Below are 16,541 nucleotides of genomic sequence, written 5' to 3' on the forward strand. Positions count from 1 at the left end.
TGAAGGCGATTCTCTTTAAGACTCTGTCAACAGTGCGATTGTCGATCGGCTGGGACCAGCGCTGGGTCAGGAGCTGTTTGGCTACTTGCCCGTGTAAGGCAGCAAAGTAGCGCGAGAGGTCCTAACCATTGATTTTTGGCTGCGCCAAATAAATTCAGATGGAGCGATCGAGCCTAGGTTTGGAGTCCTGTGAGCCAGTCGCCGAGGGTGCAGCGACCAATGCCGAGGGTGTGGCAGACGCGAGATTCCGAACGCGGAGGTCGACACCAACAAGAGCATTGAGGCGGGGTCACTCGCTATCGGTCCTAGGATGTGAGCCACTGGGCGTATCAGATTGGCTCGCGATTATACCCGAATCAGCCCATCACTGCTATAAAGCACGTGAAGCTCATACTGCCAATTTGTAGAACGAACAGCAGCTTAACGAGACTTCCATCACGGAACCCATCAATACAAAAGCTTCCGCAACCATTTTTACCCGGGTGTCTTAACTATCTCCGCTTTGGCTCGGAAGTTATAGCCTGCCAGGACCATCCAACTCACTAACCGAACGCAGGCTAAACCGACAAGACCTATAAATGAGGACGAAAAACCCACCAAAATCAAACCCGACCAAAAAAGTCGGGTTTATTTGACTGTGGTTTTGGTCTGTGTTAGCATCTGGCGCAATGATGTAGAAGCGGCAGCGAGCGAGGAACATTCCACTATGACCCAGGCAATTCCGGCGACGAAGCAAACAGCTACCTTTACTAAATTGGTCTCTAAGGAAGGCGGCGTCGAGTACGACCTCAAGCCGATCCACGTGTGCGAAGAAACCTTTGCGCCGCTAGAAGTCCACTATGACTACGATGCTATCCGCCGTCAGGTCAGCCGCGAGAGCATTGCTGCCGGTCCAAATTCCATCTGGCGCTACCGCGCGTTTTTGCCCGTTGCCAGCGAAAACCCGATTGATGTTGGTACGGGTATGACGCCGCTGCTGAAGTCCACGCGTCTTGCTCGTCGCCTGGGTCTTAAAGAGCTTTACATCAAGAATGACGCCGTCAACATGCCCACCCTGAGCTTCAAGGATCGGGTGGTTTCTGTTGCGCTAACCCGCGCGCGCGAATTCGGTTTCTCTACGGTTTCTTGCGCCAGCACCGGCAACCTCGCCAACTCTACGGCCGCGATCGCCGCTCATGCCGGTCTCGACTGCTGCGTATTTATCCCTGCCGACCTGGAAGCAGGGAAAGTCCTCGGCACGCTGATCTACAGCCCAACCGTGATGGCGGTTAAAGGCAACTACGATCAAGTCAACCGCCTTTGTAGCGAAGTTGCTAATACCTACGGCTGGGGCTTCGTGAACATCAATCTGCGCCCTTACTACTCCGAAGGGTCCAAAACCCTAGGCTTTGAAGTTGCCGAGCAACTCGGCTGGAAGCTCCCCGATCACATCGTCGCTCCGCTGGCATCCGGCTCGCTGTTTACCAAGATTTACAAAGGCTTCCAAGAATTCGTGAAAGTCGGATTGGTTGCTGACAAGGCCGTCCGCTGCAGCGGTGCTCAGGCTGAGGGTTGCTCTCCGATCGCTCAAGCCTTTAAAGAAGGACGCGACTTCATCACGCCAGTCAAGCCGCAGACCATTGCCAAATCGATCGCGATCGGCAATCCGGCTGACGGTCCCTATGCTCTCGACGTGGCTCGGAAAACCGGTGGTAACATCGAGTCCGTCAACGATGCCGAAATTATCTCCGGTATCAAGCTGCTTGCCGAAACGGAAGGCATCTTCACCGAAACAGCTGGTGGCACGACCATTGCCGTTCTGCAGAAGCTCGTCGAGCAAGGCAAAATCGACCCCGACGAAACGACAGTTGTTTACATCACCGGCAACGGACTCAAAACCCAAGAAGCCGTCCAGGGCTACATCGGCGAGCCGCTGACGATCGAGCCAAAACTCGACAGCTTCGAGCGCGCCCTCGAGCGCTCCCGCACTCTCGATCGCTTGGAATGGCAGCAGGTGCTCGTCTAGTTTCGGTTACTATCCGAACGCAACCGGTTGCGGGGCGATCGCGCAGAGCCAGCGATCCGCAACCGGTTGCTCGGCGATCGCCCCGTGCGTCGCCCGCAGTTTGACGCATTGCTTCCAGTACGCAGTTCACGCACCCGGATCCAACGATGGCCGTAACAGTCCTAATCCCGACCGTTCTCCAGAAGTTCACCAGCGATCGCGCCACGATCGAAGTCGAGGGGGCAAACATCCTCGAGCTAATCGACGCTCTAGAGCAAGCCTGCCCGGGTATCAAAGCACGTCTCTGCGATGACAGCGGCAAGCCGCGTCGCTTCCTCAACTTCTACGTCAACAGCGAAGACATTCGCTTCTTGGACAACGAAAAAACCGCGCTTAACGACGGTGACGAAGTCAGCATCGTCCCGGCAGTGGCTGGGGGCTAGCAGCGATCGCGATCGCTGCTACGCTAAAACAAACCTTACGACCGAGTAGCAAATCATGGCTGAAGAGGCAAAGCAACCTACAGCAAAAGCTGCCAAGAAAGAAAAGCCACCTGCTATTGAAAATAAGCCGCTTCCTGAATTTGCTGCCGAGCACCTCATCCCAGCTCTGCGGGATGCGTTTCGAGCAGAAGGGATCGAGAACGTCGACCTCGAGTTCGTCGAAGGCGTGCTGCCGTTCGACGGTGCGGACCCAGAAGAAGATCGCTGTCAGTACTTGCTCGGCAACTGGAACGGTGGCGATCGCCGCTTCGGCCTCTACTTCCTCGATAGCAACCTAGTGGGGAATAAAATCTTTACACATGCATCTGGTGGGACACAACCGAGCGAGATTGAGTCTTTCATGATCGACGAGCGCAAGGTAACCTTAGGGCTGTTAGTGCTTTACGTTATGCAGCGCCTCAACGGTCAGAAGTGGCTGTCACCCAATTGATTGAAGCTTGCTCTCAAGCCAACCAGAACGGACCCCCCTTTGCGGGACCGACCCGTTGCAGTCGAGCATTACATCTCACGAGCGCCGTTTGTACTACTTCAGCTCAAGCTGTACTAGTCGGGCATTCTGGTAGTAATGTCCCAATATCTGCTGGTAACTGACACCCTGCTGTGCGAGGTAAAACGCCCCCCATTGGCTCAAGCCAACGCCATGCCCGAAGCCGCGACCGGTTACATAAAACTGACTGCCGTTCGGCATGACCCGAAACAGGGTGCTCTTGAGGCCGAGAGCCTTCCGCAGAGCTTCCCCTGAAAGCTGCTTCGTGCCCAAATCCCCAACGATTTTCGCCCTCACGATGCGGCCGCGTGGCGTAGTTTGCTCGGGGACGAACTGTTGGATATTGCCAACGCCACCGATCCGCCGCGTCAGGTCGCCACTGGAGAAAGTCTTCGTCCATTGAAACTCAGGCGAGGTTTGGTCGTAATCGACAACACCGCGCAAATAAGGCAGTGGTGTGAGCCACACATCTTCGACATCCTCGGTGTGACCGCCGGAGGACGAGTGAAAGGCCGCCAAAATCGCCGTACCGTCGTAAGTCAGAACTTGTCCGGCCGTGCTGTCCGCTGCTTGGTGCGTGGTCGTTGCTTCCGACGACACACCGCGGTAGACCTGCGTCAGCGTCGTCGTCCCTATATCGAATAACTGGTTGTGCGCTTGCGAGCGCTGATAAAGTGCGTAGGAGCGTGCGGCAACTGCTTGAGCTCTGAGGGCTTCGAGCGGCCAGCTTGCCACCATTTCCGCCCCAACTATGCTGTAGAGATACGCTTCGATGTCGACGTAGTTCACTGCCGTGACGCCGCTAGCGTTCCCCAGCAACCGCACTCGACCGCGATACCAGCGATCGCCAATCCAGACAAAGCCGCCATTATGGGGCTCAACCCACAACTCGCCCCCCCGCCATTGCCCGAGCACCAAGCCGCCGCCACCGGATTCGGCATGAAAGGCTCCCATCGCATCGAGCTGACCGAGGGCGCGCCCGGACCCATCACGGACAGTCGCTGACGTCGAACTCCCGACGCGCACGCGAGACGCGCCCTGCCGAATGCCGACGCGCAACTCCACAGCTGCCTCCGCGGCAATCGCGCTCGCCAACCAGACCAACAATGCCAAACCGAGCGAGCGTTGCAGGACGAGCACGCGCAAACCACTTAGACGTGCTCGGAAATCGTATAGCAGCTTCCAGAGATTCACTACGTACGCTCCTCAACACCAATTTGGGTCGACAATCAGCCCCCGCGATCGTGAAGCATCAGGAGTTGTCACCGAACAAATCCGTTTTGATGTATTTGTATCATGTCAGCGGCAGGCAACGCCAGTAGGCATTCTTAGCGGTGGCTTTGACTCGCAATGATACCTAAGAGTTCCCAGCAATCTCCCCTGAAAAAGCGCTCTTTTCGGTGAAAATTCATAGAAAATGCCCTCTTTTCACGACCGCCCATATGAATTTGTATCGATTTATACAAATTGAGCGAGATCCACGCCTTATCATCCTGATGCCAAATGGAGCGGCGCTCCGCGCGATTATATTAGCGAGGTTTGAAGAGACGTATGGCATGGCGAAGACTGGGTCGGCGGAAGTTTTTGATCTATGGTTCGGCAGCAATGGGAACGAGCTTCCTGCTCAAAGCTTGCGGAAACGGCGAGCAAGCTGCTCCTGGCAGCGAATCCGGCACCGCTTCAGGAGCACCCGATGCAGCTAGCGGTAGTGGCGACACGATCAAAGTTGGCATCCTGCACTCCTTGAGCGGCACGATGGCAATCAGCGAGACGACCGTCGTGGAAGCTGAAAAGCTTGCAATCAAGGAAATCAACGAAGCAGGGGGTGTCCTCGGCAAGCAGATCGAAGCCATTACCGAAGACGGTGCCTCGGACTGGCCGACGTTCGCTGAGAAGGCAACAAAGTTGATCGACCAGGATAACGTCGTCACGATCTTTGGTTGCTGGACCTCTGCTAGCCGCAAAGCTGTCAAGGACGTGTTCGAATCCAAAGACCACATGCTCTGGTATCCAGTGCAGTATGAGGGTCAGGAGTGTTCGAAAAATATTTTCTACACGGGTGCGGCACCCAATCAGCAAATCGAGCCTGCTGTGAGCTGGTTGCTGGAAAACAAGGGCAACCAATTCTTCTTGGTGGGTTCGGACTACGTTTTCCCCCGTACTGCTAACACCATCATCAAAGAGCAACTCAACGCTCTCGGTGGCGAGACGGTTGGTGAAGACTATTTGCCCTTGGGCAACACCGAGGTTACACCGATCATCACCAAGATCAAAGCCGCCCTGCCCGATGGTGGCGTCATCTTCAACAGCCTCAACGGCGACAGTAACGTGGCGTTCTTCAAGCAGATGCAAGGAGCGGGACTGACGCCCGACAAGTATCCCGTGATGTCGGTGAGCATCGCCGAAGAAGAAGTTCGTCAAATCGGACCGGAGTTCCTGGTAGGACACTACGCTGCGTGGAACTACTTCCAGACTGTCGAATCGCCGGTCAACGAAGCATGGGTGAAAGCATTTAAAGACGAGTACGGCCAAGATCGAGTGACCAACGACCCGATGGAAGCGGCGTACATCATGGTCTACCTCTGGAAGCAGGCGGTAGAGCAAGCCGGTACGGCCGACAACCTCGAAGCGGTGAGGGCGGCAGCCGTCGGACAGAAGTTCGATGCGCCCGAGGGGCTGGTGACGATGAATGCCAACCACCATATCTCCAAGACGGTTCGAATCGGGCAGGTGCGCGAGGATGGCTTGTTCGACATCGTCTTTGCAACCGACGGTCCGGTCGAACCACTGCCGTGGAACCAGTTCGTGCCGGCTACGAAGGGCTTTGGCTGCGACTGGACCGACCCGGCTAAGGGTGGGAAATACCAGGTCGAAGCCTAGGCACTTCCGAAACGCGCGATCGCCGACCGGGCGATCGCGTGGCGTGGGCGGCAGTTCGCCCCTGAGTGTTTCGACCGGTCGGGCAAACGCCGGGTCGAGCGACGATCTTGCCGAACGTTCGGTGCAAACGTTGCCAGCGTTCGGCAGTGCAGGAGAAGTGAATAAGTTTAGAAGGCGGCAGATGTGAGGGCAGCAAGTGCTACCGCTATTTGAAGGGATTTTCAACGGACTCAGTATCGGTGCGGTTTTGCTCGTGGCAGCGCTGGGTTTGGCTGTCGTGTTCGGGTTGATGGGCGTCATCAATCTCGCCCACGGCGAATTCATGATGCTGGGTGCGTATGTCACGTTCGTGGTTCAAAACGTCTGCAAGCCCCTGGGCGACCCGTGGTATTCCGCTTACATCATCATCGCGTTGCCGATCGCGTTTATCGTTACGGCAGCAATCGGGTTGGCGCTCGAACGCGGGGTGATTCGCTTTTTATACGGAAGACCGCTGGAAACGTTGCTAGCGACCTGGGGCGTGAGCTTGATTTTGCGTCAGTTCGTCCGCAGCGCCAATGGGGCGATCGCCCTCGGAATCGCGATGTTTTGCCTGCTATTGTTTGGCGGGCTGTGGGTGCTACAACGACAAACTGCCCTGGTGCAGCGACGCAACTGGGCGATCGCGATACTTTCGGTCCTCTCGGGCGCGATTGCCGTGGGTGCTGGGGCGATCGCAGCAGGGGGCGGCGAAACCTGGGCGCGACCGTGGTTTAGCGCGCGCAACGTAGATGTAACTCCGCCGGAGTGGCTGCGGGGCGGCATCCCTCTCGGCGATTTCCAATTGCCTTCCGCACGCCTGTTTATCATTGCGTTAACGATTGCTTGCTTGGTGGGAACCTATTGGTTTCTGAATTGCTCTCGCTGGGGCTTGCGCATTCGTGCGGTTACGCAGAATCGCAACATGAGTGCTTGTTTGGGGATCCCGACGCGTACGGTTGACGCCCTTACATTTGCGCTCGGGTCTGGGTTGGCTGGACTGGCCGGCGTTGCTATTAGTTTGCTCGGGTCTGTGGGTCCTAACGTCGGTCAAAACTATATCGTCGATACGTTCATGGTGGTGGTGGTCGGCGGTGTCGGCAAACTTGTCGGGACGATCGTGGCGGCTTTGGCGATCGGCACGCTCAACTATCTCATCGGCTCCGGCACCCTAGCGCTGCTGTCCTCCTCGATTGCCGCACTGCAACCGCTGACCGACTTCTTTACGTTTTTTGCCACGACCAGTATGGCGAAAGTAATGGTGTTTGCTGCAATCGTGGGGTTCTTACAGTTTCGGCCGTCGGGCATTTTCCCGCAGAAAGGGCGTACGGTTGATGCGTAGCAGCCCTCATCACGCGCCGCATCTAGCAGCCGGATTGGTTGCTAGACCGCGCGCTGAATTTACTGGATTACTGAGTCGATCGCTAGGTCGACGCTGCATAGCATTCGGGGGAGTCAGGCATGTTAGAAGGAGTGACGCTGAAGGCACGAGCGCGAAAACGCCAGCAGCGCCAGAGACTGGCGATCGAGGCGATCGCGATCGCGGCAATTGTGTTGGTGCTGATTTTCGCGATGCCGGCTCTGCTGTCAGCATTCCGGCTGAAGTTGCTCGGACGTTTTCTGGCCTTAGCGATCGTGGCACTCGGGATCGATTTGATTTGGGGCTACACCGGATTGCTCAGCCTCGGTCACGGCATTTTCTTCGCCTTAGGAGGATATGCCTTAACCATGCATATCAACCTGCAGCTTCCAGAGGGCGAAATCCCCGAATTCTTTACGCTTTACGGTGTTTACGAGCTGCCTGGTTTCTGGGAACCCTTTCGATCGTTCCCAATTGCAGCGATCGCGGCCTTCCTGGTGCCAGCGGTCGTGGCCGGACTGCTCGGCTATCTCGTTTTCCGCAACCGCATTCGCGGCGTCTACTTTTCGATTTTGACCCAAGCAGCGCTGCTGGTCTTTTTCAACTTCTTCAACGGTCAGCAAAAGCTCATCAACGGCACGAACGGCCTCAAAACCGATACCGACCTAATCTTTGGAGTCGCTGCTGGTTCGGACTCGGCGCAGTTCGCGTTTTACGTGGCAACAGTGCTTTTTCTGACCGGTACTTACTTGCTCTGCCGGTGGTTGACTAGCGGTCGCTTTGGACAGCTGCTTATTGCCTTACGCGATGACGAAAGTCGCGTACGCTTTTCGGGCTACAACCCGACGGGGTACAAGGTATTGGTGTTTGCCGTGTCTGGGGCGATCGCGGGCATTGCCGGAGCGCTGTACTCGGTCCAGTCTGGGATCATTACGCCTGCAGCCATGGAAATCCCCTTCTCGATCGAGATGGTGATTTGGGTAGCTGTCGGCGGGCGCGCGACCCTGGTTGGTCCGATTCTCGGCGCAGTTGCGGTCAACTATGCCGAAAGTTTATTGAGCGAACAGTTTCCCGAAATTTGGTCGTTCTTTCAGGGCGCTCTATTTCTCATCGTCGTGACCGTTCTGCCGCAGGGTGTCGTCGGTTGGGTCCGAGACACGGGGTGGACGGAGTTGCGATCGCGAATCACTGGCTCGCGGCGCCTCATTGCTTATCCCGAAGTGGACGCCAATCCAGTTGTGCAGAAGGAACGTGAAGAGGTCGGATAGGCAAGCTAGAGTTGTTGATTTTTTTGGGGACTCATGCTGACTGACATATCTCTGAAAACTGCATGCAGTCATGCATGACTGCTCAGAGGGCGAGTACAGGAAAACCAGATTTCGTTGTCATGTCTATCCCGAGCTTTCTTGGAAGCAAAACAGGGCTCCAAGTCAACTACTGACAGTAGCACAGGCGTGGTCATGCCAAGGTTTAGTGGACAGTTCAGTTAAGTCGCTTGTGCGGCTTGCTCGAAGTTCGCGGGCGTTGCGGAGACCAGGGTCAAGTGCTATCGCTGCCGATTGTAGAACCTCTCGATTATTCGAAGATTTTGGACTTTGCTTCCTCATTGTTGAGGGAGTCGGTCTAATACACCAGCTCGTTTTTAAGCTTCGCAAACAAGCTCTCCACTTCCAGGTTGTCCCAGCAATTACCCCGCCGACTCAACGACTACTCTATGCGGTACGCTCCCAACCAGCGCTGGTATTCCTTCGATTCCCATTCCCCTAATGGCTTCACGCCGGAAAGCGTGATGCGACGACCCGTCGTGGTCTTCAGTCCGAAGCGACCCTCATCTTCCGTGATGTAGCGGATACGACCTTTGAGTGGCTTCTGCCCCAACCGGTGCGCCCCGAGCAGTGACAGGTCCGCCCCTAAGTTTTTTTTAAAGCCCCACGCCGCGCTTGACTCTGCCGTCGATGGCGCGGTCGCGGGACCTTCAGTTTCACTTGCAGCCGGTAGCGCACCAAGTGATGGACGGTGGCGTAGTCGGCCTCGACACCCAGTTAAGTGCGCAGCCATTGCTGAATCTGCGTTTAGCGCTCGAACCCGCCCTCTGGGTCCAGGAGTTGCTTCTGGAGGCAGCGCACCGCCCAATCGGGGATGACACGCGGACGACCGGGGCTAGCAGAGCGCGCCAGCATTTGTGGCAGACCGCCCTGGTGATAACGGGCCAGCCAGCGTTGGAGCGTGCCTCGATGTTTGCCCAGCACCCGCGCTGCAGCCGAGACCGTGAACTGCTCGGCTCGAATCAGGTAGAGCGCTCGCAAGCGCTCTTTCGCTGACGGCTGCTTCTCCGCGCGCAGCAGTGCCTGGAGTTCCTCGGTACTCTCGCGAATTTCAACGTGGGTGACGCCACTCATCAGAATTTCCTCAGGTCGGTGTTCCTAGTTCTAGCATCCGATTCTTACTTTTTTCAATTTGGCATAAAAAGGAATTCGCGCTCTGCGCGAGAGCGATCCTAGATCTTGCTGGAGCGGGCTTTGCTCAACCTTCTATCGCTGCCTCCATGAGCGCTAGGCTTCAGCCCGTTCTCATCAGCGACCGCCTCGATCGAAGATTTGTTTCAGAGACTAGCTTGCTTGGGTGCGAACGGTTAAAATGTTTTAACAAAAAAATTCTGCAAACTTTAACTTTGCAATGGATTAATTATGAAGAAGATTGCAGTCATTCAAGAAGCCCCCTATGTTCTAGACAAAAAGAATACCATAAAGAAAGCAGCAGAGATTATTGAATCCGTATCAGAACAAGGTGCGGAACTTATAGTCTTTCCAGAAGCGTTCATCCCTGGATATCCCGCATGGATATGGCGACTAAGACCAGGTGGTGACTGGGGAATCAGTGAAGAGCTTCATGTTCGGCTACTTAAAAATGCAATTGACCTATCATCAAACGATCTCGAACCAATGCTCGATGCAGCCAAAGAAAAATGCGTCACAGTAGTTTGTGGGATTAACGAACGGGATAATGCGAACAGCCAATCTACAATTTATAACTCGGTGATAACAATTGATACTCAAGGCCGAGTTGTTAATCATCATCGTAAACTTATGCCAACCAACCCCGAACGCATGATATGGGGGTTTGGAGATGGGCATGGTTTAAATGTGATTGATACTCCTGTAGGAAAGATTGGCAGCCTCATATGCTGGGAAAATTACATGCCTCTAGCAAGGTACTCTCTATATTCACAAGGGATAGAAATATATATAGCGCCAACCTATGATAGTGGGGAGGCATGGACCGGGACCATGCAACATATTGCAAGAGAGAGCAAGTGTTGGGTTTTGTCTTGTGGTGTAGCCTTGGAAAGAAAAGATCTACCCAAGGACTTTCCTGATATAGACAGACTTTACCCCGCCAATGAAAACTGGATTAATCCAGGAGATTCTCTTGTTGTATCACCAAGTGGAAAAATTGTTTCCGGTCCCCTATCTAAAGAAAAAGGATACATTGTTTTAGATATAGATGTTGAAATAGCAGCCACTTCAAAGCGGTCTCTGGATGTGGCGGGGCATTATTCAAGGCCAGATGTATTTAATTTACAGGTAAATAAATCTCGGCAATCACCTACGCACTTCAAAAATTAGAGTTTAAAGGGCTGCTTTTACGCTACGCTCCAAACATGCCATAAAGAGTAACGTTATGTCGCGCAAATCATGGAGGTACGGGCTTTTTTCTGCTTGACTGAAAAAACTTACTGCGTGGCGAAGGTATAACGAGAAGCTTGAATTTCGAACCCCAGCCATAGTAATAACGGCGATGCTCGTGCTGCCGTCGTGACGCTTGCGCCAGCTCAGGATCGGTTTTTTGACACGCGATCGCAATACCTTTGCCGTCACTTCCACGGCGGCACGTTCATCGCAGCAAATACACCGGGGTTTTTCGATCGCGCTTCTGACTCCGCCTCGACAATATGAGTGTGGCTGAGGCAGTTTTCTGAGATACTGCTCGAAATGCCACGCTATCCCAGCACGCACCATCTCAGTTTCGATCGCGCTTCTGACTCCGCCTCGACAATATGAGTGTGGCTGAGGCAGTTTTCTGAGATACTGCTCGAAATGCCACGCTATCCCAGCACGCATCATCTCAGTGTTGACTGATTCATCCCCCAAAAAATCGTAGCGATGTCGGTTCTTAACGGTCCTGCTCTATCGGCGCGATCGCGCCCTCCTTCCTGTCAGGTAGCAGCGATCGCGGGGAGTCTTGCGACGCCTCTCCAAGGGGCTGGTCCTTGTCAGGAGGTCAATTTTGCAGAACCAGATCTTTAGCTCCTGCGACCCCTTGGTAACTCCCATCGTGTAGCCCACATATTTAGAGCCGATCTTGACCTGCTAAACCTCCTGCGTTTGCTCTAAAGAAGACTACGCGATTGCACGCGGTTCGCTGGCGCGGATCTCGAGCTCAACTGGCTCGCGCTTGAGAAACAGAGTGGCAGCGAACGCGCTCCTCAACGACTTGGGTTGAAGCCCAAGAGAGGCTCGCAGACCGGTCGATCTCTTACTGCGTCCCCTCCGCCACGCCCTCTGCATCGGGGTCGATCGGCGGGTCGTCGCGATCGATTGCGAACACGGCCAGCCCTTTAATCGCCTCAGTTGGTACATCGTGCCCCCGGGCGATCGCCCGTGACTACTCCTGCTGCTCCTCGTAGAATGTCGCCGCCAAGAAGTCTTAGGGGTTCGGTTAGTAATCGCGCTCGGACGCTGGCTCCAACGGAGTTCTGGTTGAACCGACCGAGGCGATCGCGGGCGGATGTTCTAACGGAACCGGTCCGAGAATGCCTTTGCGGAAATCGTCGAGCAGCTGTCGGGCCGCACGCTCTATATCAGCAGAGTAGCGATCGCGGGCGAGTTGGTGCAGGAACGACTCGCCGGTCATGGCACGAGGGTCGTAACCGTAGCGGGAGAGCAGAACCTCGACCTCGCCCAGTTCCGCGAGCATCTCCACCATCGCTGCCGACACGCGCTGGTTGTCGTAAGCAGCTTCACCGATATCCTCACAAATTGCTAGCTTCAGCGCGGCGACCCGATCGTCAAGCCGCGGTGGAATCACGCCCGGCGCATCCAACAGCTCGATTTCGTCGGAAATGCGCACCCATTTCAGTTGCCGCGTTACGCCCGGCCGCCGCGCGCTTTCGACCACTTTGCGTCCTACCAAGCGGTTGATCAACGCCGACTTGCCGACGTTGGGAAACCCCAAAACGACTGCCCGCACCGGACGCGGGCGCATGCCGCGATCGCGCCGACGTTGATTCACGGACGCACCTGCTCGTTGCGTGGCTTTAACAAGGGTTTTGATGCCGCGACCGCGTTGGGCGTCAGTTAGATAAGGCGTTTCGCCTCGGGCGACAAACCACGTTTGCCAATTTTGCAAAACCTCTGGCGGAACCATGTCCGTACGGTTGAGCACCAGCACGCGCGGCTTGCTCCCGATCCATTGCGGTATGTCCGGATGGTGCGATGCTAGTGGCACGCGCGCGTCGAGAACTTCCAGCACGACATCAACTCGTTTGAGCTGCTCCTTAAGCTGGCGCTCGGCACGAGCAATATGACCGGGATACCACTGAATCGTATAGGTGGACACGAACTAACAAGGAGGCGGTGCGCCTAGCAATTCTAGCGAACTTGCCTCGCGCCCCAGCCGATAATCGTGCGGTTTTCAAACAACGCCTCTCCAGCCTGGCAAAACTTCGCTAGAGAGCAGCTGCGCTAACTCGTCTCTTGCCCTAGCTGTGACCCGAAGCACCCGTCGAACAACCGCAGCGCTTGGGAGCTCGCTTGGCCTGGAAGCACCGGCAACCCGCCGATTCGAGTACGCCAGAAACTCGCGTACACTGTGCGGTGATAGTTTTGAGTTCGCACCCGTGACCGATCCGCGCAACCCCGCTCCCACTGTGGATATCATCGTCGAACTTGTCGATCGCCGCGATCGCCCGATCGTGCTGGTCGAGCGACGCTTTCCGCCCCACGGCTGGGCGCTGCCCGGCGGTTTTGTCGATTATGGGGAAGCCGTGGAAACTGCCGCCCGTCGCGAATCCCGCGAGGAAATCTGCCTTGACGTGGATTTGATCGAGCAATTCCAAGTGTATTCCGACCCACAACGCGATGCGCGCAAGCACACGCTCAGCGTTGTCTTCTTGGCAGCCGCCACCGGCACGCCCCGCGCTGCTGATGACGCCAAGGCGATCGCGATTTGCCCCGTCTGGGAACTGCCACGGCCATTGTGCTTCGACCACGCGCGTATCCTGCACGACTACCGCCGCTACCGCGACTACGGCATCCGCCCGCACTTGAGTTTTCCTTAATAGATATCTTCTTTTGGGTAGATAAAGAAGACGCGAATCTATTCGGAGTCAGCCGCTCTGCGTCGCGGTCGAGACGTTCGACGGCAACGCAGCAAGGGCAATTGGCGCTCTAGAATCGCGATTTTGATGAAGGGAAGGACGTCTGGGCACCTCGAAAAATTGCCAGATTGTGGCGTGCCAGCGGCTGAAATGCCCATGCTCTCGAGCCGACCTTCGGTCTCGAGCGAATTAATCGAAGTATCCTTCTAACGATCGGTTTCATCTATTCTCAAGTCTAGAAAGCAGGTGCCGGAGACAAACTCGCCCAGCGATCGGTGCTGCTGCGGTCAGCGATCGACGAATTCGATGGCAATTGTGTACGGGGCACCTGGAAAAATTGCAGGATTTTGGCGTAAGGCGGCTGAACTAAACGTGTTGTCGTTCAGACCTTCGGTCTTGAGCGAATTAATTAATCGAGGTGCCCTATAGTGAGGCTGTCAACCTACTGCTTTCCTGCAGCTGCCACAACCGATGGTGACATCTTCGCTTCCGCAGCGCTTTGCCAAGTTTCGTAGTGGTTGGCGGCACGTTGATTGGTCGTTGTTGCTGCTGTCGATCGCCTTGGTAGCTTGGGGCGGACTGGCCATTCGCAGTACCGAAATTGCCGATCGCTCCGACTTCGCGTTGCAGCACTGGATTCTGGGCGGACTCTGTCTGCCGCTCGTGCTGCTCGTTGCGCGCTGTCGATACGAAGTCTTAATTCGCTGGCACTGGTTGACTTACGGATTGGTCAATGCCCTGCTGGTCGCTGTGATGGTTGCCGGCGTAAGCGCCAAAGGTGCACAACGTTGGATTCCGATCGGCGGCTTTAACATCCAGCCGTCGGAGTTCGCCAAACTCGGCGCAATTGTCACTTTAGCGGCATTGCTACACGCGAAACCGGCTTCGACGCTGCCGGCACTATTTCGAACGCTGTTGGTGGTTGCCGTCCCCTGGGGATTGGTCTTTCTGCAGCCGGACTTGGGGACATCGTTGGTGTTTGGCGCGATCGCCCTTGGGATGCTGTACTGGGGCAATGCCAAGCTGGGCTGGTTGGTGCTGATGGTATCGCCGTTAGTGGCTGCGATTTTATTCAACTTGTATCTGCCGGGATGGTTTGCTTGGACGGCATTGATGACGTTGACAGCCTGGTTGACACTGCCGCTGCGCTGGATGTCGGCCCTGGGCGCGCTGGTGGTTAATGCCCTCTCGGGCGGTTTAGGTATCTTATTGTGGAGAGTGCTTAAGGACTATCAAAAAGACCGCCTGATTTTGTTTCTCGAACCGGAACGCGATCCCTTGGGTGGCGGCTACCACCTGATTCAGTCGCGGATCGCGATCGGGGCAGGCCAACTCTGGGGACGAGGGCTCAACGAAGGGACCCAAACGCAGTTGAACTTTATCCCCGAACAACACACGGATTTCATCTTCAGCGCGATCGGGGAAGAGTTGGGATTCATCGGCAGTATCGGGCTACTGGTAATCTTTTGGTTGATTTGCACGCGACTGGTCTTCATTGCCCTCAATGCAAAGGAGAATTTCGGGTCGCTCCTGGCAGTCGGCGTCCTGTCGATGCTGGTGTTTCAAGTCTTTGTCAATATCGGCATGACGGTCGGACTCGCCCCAATTACAGGCATTCCGCTGCCGTGGGTGAGTTACGGGCGTTCGGCAATGGTGACCAACTTCCTCGCGATCGCGCTGGTGGAGTCGGTTGCCAATCACAGCCAGATCCGCTCGTTTTTCCAATCCGGCGATTAGCGAACGCGCCCGTCGAACGGGGTGGGCGGAAGACTAACCGCGGTGTCCCGTGACGATATAGGTAACGCGCTGGCCGATGTTGGTGGCATGATCGGCCATGCGTTCGAGGTGGCGGATGGCCAACCCGAGTAATAGAAACGGTTCGATCGGACCCGGAACGTCGCGGGTTTGGGCGAGCGCGCCGTAGATGCGATCGTATGCGTCGTCAACCGTATCGTCCATTTGCTTGACCCGGCGGCCGGTAGCGACATCGAGATCGGCTAGCGCCATCAAGCTAACAGCCAGCATCACCTGCGAGTGGTTGGACATGGACTCGATCTCGGCCATGTGCGGGTTCGGCGGATATGGAAATAATTTGAGGGCAAGCTCGGCGAGATCCTCGGCATAGTCTCCGATCCGTTCGAGGTCGCGCACGAGCTGCATCAACGCACTCAGCAGTCGCACGTCTTCTGCTAGCGTTGCCTGCAACGACATCAACATGGCGCAGTCGCTTTCGATCTGGCGGTAGTAGCGATCGATTTCTTCGTCCAGCGGTTTGATGTGCTTGGCAGCCGCCAAGTTACGTGCAAACAGCGCCTCGTGGCTGAGGCGAAATGACTGCTCTACAAGCGCCCCCATGCGCAATACATCTTGCTCCAGGCGTTTCAGACTGCGCTCGAAGGTGCGATCGCCGCCAACATTACTATGTGCTGACCAATCCACGGTTCCAACATCGAGATCGTTGGTTTGCTGGGACACCATGACTATAAACCATGCATCTCTATCTTAGAAGCCGTTTAAAAAGTCGAGTTCCGGAAATCGGGTACATACCTTGCAAGGAGAGAATAGGGACTTTAAAGCTTCTCTAAAAATCTCTCAGAGTAGTCTGATGTCAAATTCGCATATTTACTCGCTGTATCTGCATCTTCAGATGAGGATGTGCCAGGAATTGCTGCAATCTGACTCGGTTAGTGTTCGGGTTTAGTAGGATATCTGCCCGGACCCTTTTCACCTAGTCTCTGAGCTCGACTTTAGCCGTTAGGTGGCGTAGCAAACAAGTTAGACCAGCACTCCCACAGTTCTTTCCGTACTTTTTCCGACTACCTGCCAGCGGGAGACCTGCGCAATAGTTCCGCCGCCCATTGCTGCCGCGGCACTAGGCCCGGCGCATCAACAAATGTCGGTTGCTCCTCGCGGTTCCACGCTTTCTGGGG

15 protein-coding genes are annotated in these 16,541 nt (G+C 55.6%); 9 read left to right on the forward strand and 6 right to left on the reverse strand.

All coding sequences use genetic code 11. The annotated features are described in order from the left end of the window. The first annotated feature begins 706 nt into the window (after positions 1 to 706). The 3 genes from thrC (at position 707) to KR51_RS15975 (ending at position 2,917) form a co-directional block, all read left to right on the forward strand. Positions 707 to 2,005 (forward strand): threonine synthase, encoded by a 1,299-nt coding sequence (gene thrC / locus KR51_RS15965; RefSeq protein ID WP_022609162.1) that lies wholly within the window; start codon positions 707 to 709, stop codon positions 2,003 to 2,005. 146 nt (positions 2,006 to 2,151) lie between these two features. Then, a complete protein-coding gene (locus KR51_RS15970; RefSeq protein WP_022609163.1) occupies positions 2,152 to 2,427 on the forward strand; it encodes a MoaD/ThiS family protein in 276 nt (91 codons plus the stop codon). A 55-nt stretch (positions 2,428 to 2,482) separates the two neighbouring features. Then, positions 2,483 to 2,917, forward strand: coding sequence for a DUF2996 domain-containing protein (locus KR51_RS15975; RefSeq protein WP_022609164.1), 435 nt, complete (start codon positions 2,483 to 2,485; stop codon positions 2,915 to 2,917). A gap of 93 nt (positions 2,918 to 3,010) precedes the next feature. On the opposite strand, the gene KR51_RS15980 is transcribed toward KR51_RS15975, so the two are convergent. Beyond that, entirely contained in the window at positions 3,011 to 4,168 is a 1,158-nt protein-coding gene (locus KR51_RS15980) for a SpoIID/LytB domain-containing protein (protein ID WP_022609165.1), read from the reverse strand. Between the two features lie 357 nt (positions 4,169 to 4,525). Between KR51_RS15980 and urtA the strand changes: the two genes are divergently transcribed. The 3 genes from urtA (at position 4,526) to urtC (ending at position 8,500) form a co-directional block, all read left to right on the forward strand. Continuing rightward, the gene (gene urtA, locus KR51_RS15985) at positions 4,526 to 5,854 is read left to right on the forward strand and encodes an urea ABC transporter substrate-binding protein (protein WP_022609166.1); all 1,329 of its coding nucleotides are present in this window, start codon (positions 4,526 to 4,528) and stop codon (positions 5,852 to 5,854) included. A 196-nt stretch (positions 5,855 to 6,050) separates the two neighbouring features. Then, positions 6,051 to 7,214: an ABC transporter permease subunit gene (locus tag KR51_RS15990; protein WP_022609167.1), complete on the forward strand. Its 1,164-nt coding sequence runs from the start codon at positions 6,051 to 6,053 to the stop codon at positions 7,212 to 7,214. 119 nt (positions 7,215 to 7,333) lie between these two features. Beyond that, entirely contained in the window at positions 7,334 to 8,500 is a 1,167-nt protein-coding gene (gene urtC / locus KR51_RS15995; RefSeq protein ID WP_022609168.1) for an urea ABC transporter permease subunit UrtC, read from the forward strand. Between the two features lie 439 nt (positions 8,501 to 8,939). Here the strand turns inward: urtC and KR51_RS18940 are convergent, their stop codons facing one another. Next, the gene (locus tag KR51_RS18940) at positions 8,940 to 9,290 is read right to left on the reverse strand and encodes a hypothetical protein (protein ID WP_022609169.1); all 351 of its coding nucleotides are present in this window, start codon (positions 9,288 to 9,290) and stop codon (positions 8,940 to 8,942) included. Between the two features lie 14 nt (positions 9,291 to 9,304). Beyond that, on the reverse strand, positions 9,305 to 9,631 hold the full coding sequence (locus KR51_RS16000) for a helix-turn-helix domain-containing protein (RefSeq protein ID WP_022609170.1): 327 nt from the start codon (positions 9,629 to 9,631) through the stop codon (positions 9,305 to 9,307). Positions 9,632 to 9,919: 288 nt separating this feature from the next. On the opposite strand from KR51_RS16000, the gene KR51_RS16005 reads away from it, so the two are divergent. Next, positions 9,920 to 10,858, forward strand: a complete 939-nt coding sequence (locus KR51_RS16005) for a carbon-nitrogen hydrolase family protein (protein ID WP_022609171.1) — start codon at positions 9,920 to 9,922, stop codon at positions 10,856 to 10,858. Between the two features lie 3 nt (positions 10,859 to 10,861). Here KR51_RS16005 and KR51_RS19950 read toward each other — a convergent pair whose 3' ends face one another. Continuing rightward, positions 10,862 to 11,116 carry a hypothetical protein gene (locus KR51_RS19950; protein ID WP_156915160.1) on the reverse strand — a complete coding sequence of 85 codons (255 nt, stop codon included), beginning with the start codon at positions 11,114 to 11,116 and terminating at the stop codon, positions 10,862 to 10,864. An 835-nt stretch (positions 11,117 to 11,951) separates the two neighbouring features. Continuing rightward, on the reverse strand, positions 11,952 to 12,851 hold the full coding sequence (ylqF, locus tag KR51_RS16010; RefSeq protein WP_022609172.1) for a ribosome biogenesis GTPase YlqF: 900 nt from the start codon (positions 12,849 to 12,851) through the stop codon (positions 11,952 to 11,954). Positions 12,852 to 13,131: 280 nt separating this feature from the next. Between ylqF and KR51_RS16015 the strand changes: the two genes are divergently transcribed. Then, positions 13,132 to 13,572, forward strand: a complete 441-nt coding sequence (locus tag KR51_RS16015; RefSeq protein WP_022609173.1) for an NUDIX domain-containing protein — start codon at positions 13,132 to 13,134, stop codon at positions 13,570 to 13,572. Positions 13,573 to 14,082: 510 nt separating this feature from the next. Further along, the gene (gene rodA / locus KR51_RS16020) at positions 14,083 to 15,348 is read left to right on the forward strand and encodes a rod shape-determining protein RodA (protein ID WP_022609174.1); all 1,266 of its coding nucleotides are present in this window, start codon (positions 14,083 to 14,085) and stop codon (positions 15,346 to 15,348) included. A 33-nt stretch (positions 15,349 to 15,381) separates the two neighbouring features. On the opposite strand, the gene phoU is transcribed toward rodA, so the two are convergent. Next, on the reverse strand, positions 15,382 to 16,089 hold the full coding sequence (gene phoU / locus KR51_RS16025) for a phosphate signaling complex protein PhoU (protein ID WP_022609176.1): 708 nt from the start codon (positions 16,087 to 16,089) through the stop codon (positions 15,382 to 15,384). Between the last annotated feature and the right edge of the window lie 452 nt (positions 16,090 to 16,541).

Origin of the sequence: Rubidibacter lacunae KORDI 51-2 (assembly GCF_000473895.1) — a bacterium.
Classification (GTDB): Bacteria; Cyanobacteriota; Cyanobacteriia; order Cyanobacteriales; family Rubidibacteraceae; genus Rubidibacter; species Rubidibacter lacunae.

What these genes read in the sequence shown, in the direction of transcription:
- thrC (WP_022609162.1), top strand. Translation starts at nt 707, where the DNA reads ATGACCCAGGCAATTCCGGCGACGAAGCAAACAGCTACCTTTACTAAA.
- KR51_RS15970 (WP_022609163.1), top strand. Translation starts at nt 2,152, where the DNA reads ATGGCCGTAACAGTCCTAATCCCGACCGTTCTCCAGAAGTTCACCAGC.
- KR51_RS15975 (WP_022609164.1), top strand. Translation starts at nt 2,483, where the DNA reads ATGGCTGAAGAGGCAAAGCAACCTACAGCAAAAGCTGCCAAGAAAGAA.
- urtA (WP_022609166.1), top strand. Translation starts at nt 4,526, where the DNA reads ATGGCATGGCGAAGACTGGGTCGGCGGAAGTTTTTGATCTATGGTTCG.
- urtC (WP_022609168.1), top strand. Translation starts at nt 7,334, where the DNA reads ATGTTAGAAGGAGTGACGCTGAAGGCACGAGCGCGAAAACGCCAGCAG.
- KR51_RS18940 (WP_022609169.1), bottom strand. Translation starts at nt 9,290, where the DNA reads ATGGCTGCGCACTTAACTGGGTGTCGAGGCCGACTACGCCACCGTCCA.
- KR51_RS16000 (WP_022609170.1), bottom strand. Translation starts at nt 9,631, where the DNA reads ATGAGTGGCGTCACCCACGTTGAAATTCGCGAGAGTACCGAGGAACTC.
- KR51_RS16005 (WP_022609171.1), top strand. Translation starts at nt 9,920, where the DNA reads ATGAAGAAGATTGCAGTCATTCAAGAAGCCCCCTATGTTCTAGACAAA.
- rodA (WP_022609174.1), top strand. Translation starts at nt 14,083, where the DNA reads ATGGTGACATCTTCGCTTCCGCAGCGCTTTGCCAAGTTTCGTAGTGGT.
- phoU (WP_022609176.1), bottom strand. Translation starts at nt 16,089, where the DNA reads ATGGTGTCCCAGCAAACCAACGATCTCGATGTTGGAACCGTGGATTGG.